This is a genomic window from Prauserella endophytica (assembly GCF_005146945.1).
Classification (GTDB): Bacteria; Actinomycetota; Actinomycetes; order Mycobacteriales; family Pseudonocardiaceae; genus Prauserella_A; species Prauserella_A endophytica.
The window spans coordinates 1-1637 of sequence record NZ_SWMS01000071.1 but is presented as its reverse complement, the minus strand read 5'-3'; the positions used below and the strand labels follow the sequence as shown (position 1 = coordinate 1637).

The following is a 1637-nucleotide window of genomic DNA, read 5'->3' as shown; positions in this document are numbered from 1 at the left end:
GGGCGGTGCCGGAGGAGCCGGAGACGATGGCGCCGGCGTGGCCCATGGTTTTGCCTTCGGGGGCGGTGAAGCCGGCGACGTAGCCGACGACGGGTTTGGTGACGTTGGCCTTGATGTAGTCGGCGGCGCGTTCTTCGGCGTCCCCGCCGATTTCGCCGATCATCACGATGACCTTGGTGTCGGGGTCGGCCTCGAACGCCGCGAGGGCGTCGATGTGGGTGGTGCCGATGACCGGGTCCCCGCCGATGCCGACCGCGGTGGTGAAGCCGATGTCGCGCAGCTCGTACATCATCTGGTAGGTCAGCGTCCCGGACTTGGACACCAGGCCGATGTGGCCGGGGCCGGTGATGTTGGCCGGGATGATGCCCGCGTTCGACTTGCCCGGGGAGATCACACCGGGGCAGTTCGGGCCGATGATCCTGGTTTTGTTTCCCTTGGCGACGGCGTGGGCCCAGAAGTAGGCCGAGTCGTGCACGGGGATGCCTTCGGTGATGACCACGGCCAGGCCGATCTCGGCGTCGATGGCCTCGATGACGGCGTCTTTGGCGAACTTGGGGGGCACGAAGATCACCGAGGTGTCGGCGCCGGTGGCCTTCATGGCCTCCTCGACGGTGCCGTAGACGGTGAGGTCCGTGCCGCCGATGGTGACGGTCTGGCCGGCCTTGCGGGCGTTGACCCCGCCGACGATGGTGGAGCCGGCGGCCAGCATCTTGGTGGCGTGCTTGGTGCCTTCCGAGCCGGTGAGGCCCTGCACGATGATCTTGGAGTTCTCGTTGAGGAAAATGGCCATGGGGATCAGGCTCCTGCCGCGGCGAGCTGGGCGGCCTTGTCGGCCGCGTTGTCCATGGTGTCCACCTGCGTGACCAGCGGGTGGTTGGCCTCGTCGAGGATCCGGCGGCCTTCCTCGACGTTGTTGCCGTCCAGGCGCACCACCAGCGGCTTGGTGGCCTCGTCCCCGAGGATCTTGAGGGCTTCCACGATGCCGGTGGCCACCGCGTCGCAGGCGGTGATCCCGCCGAACACGTTCACGAACACGCTCTTGACCGCGGGGTCGCCGAGGATGACGTCCAGCCCGGCGGCCATCACCTCCGCCGAGGCGCCGCCGCCGATGTCGAGGAAGTTCGCGGGCTTGACCCCGCCATGCCGCTGCCCGGCGTAGGCGACCACGTCCAGGGTGGACATGACCAGGCCCGCGCCGTTGCCGATGATGCCGACCTCACCGTCGAGCTTGACGTAGTTGAGGTCCTTGGCCTTGGCCTTGGCCTCCAGCGGGTCCTCGGCCTGCTTGTCCACCAGCTGCTCGTGCTCGGGGTGGCGGAACGTGGCGTTGCCGTCCAGGGTGACCTTGCCGTCCAGGGCGACGATCTTGTCCTGCGGGTCCCGCACCAGCGGGTTGACCTCGACCAGCGTGGCGTCCTCGGCCACGAAGGTCTCCCACAGCTTCACCACCACCTCGGCGGCCTGCTCCCGGATCTCCACCGGGAAATTGCCCTGGGTGAGGATCTCGAGCGCGGTGGCCTTGTCCACCCCGGCGATCGGATCCACCGCCACCTTCGCCAACGCCTCCGGGCGCTCGACCGCCAGCTGCTCGATCTCCACGCCACCCTCGGCCGAGGCCATGGCCAAAAACGTGCGGT

The 1637-nt window shown here is 68.4% G+C and carries 2 protein-coding genes; both read right to left on the bottom strand.

The features are described 5' to 3' along the window. On the bottom strand, positions 1 to 790 hold a 790-nt coding region (gene sucD, locus FCN18_RS38890; RefSeq protein WP_137097593.1), incomplete at its 3' end, for a succinate--CoA ligase subunit alpha. A 5-nt stretch (positions 791 to 795) separates the two neighbouring features. Beyond that, positions 796 to 1637, bottom strand: an 842-nt coding sequence (sucC, locus tag FCN18_RS38885; RefSeq protein ID WP_137097592.1) for an ADP-forming succinate--CoA ligase subunit beta, incomplete at its 5' end; no start/stop codon positions are given.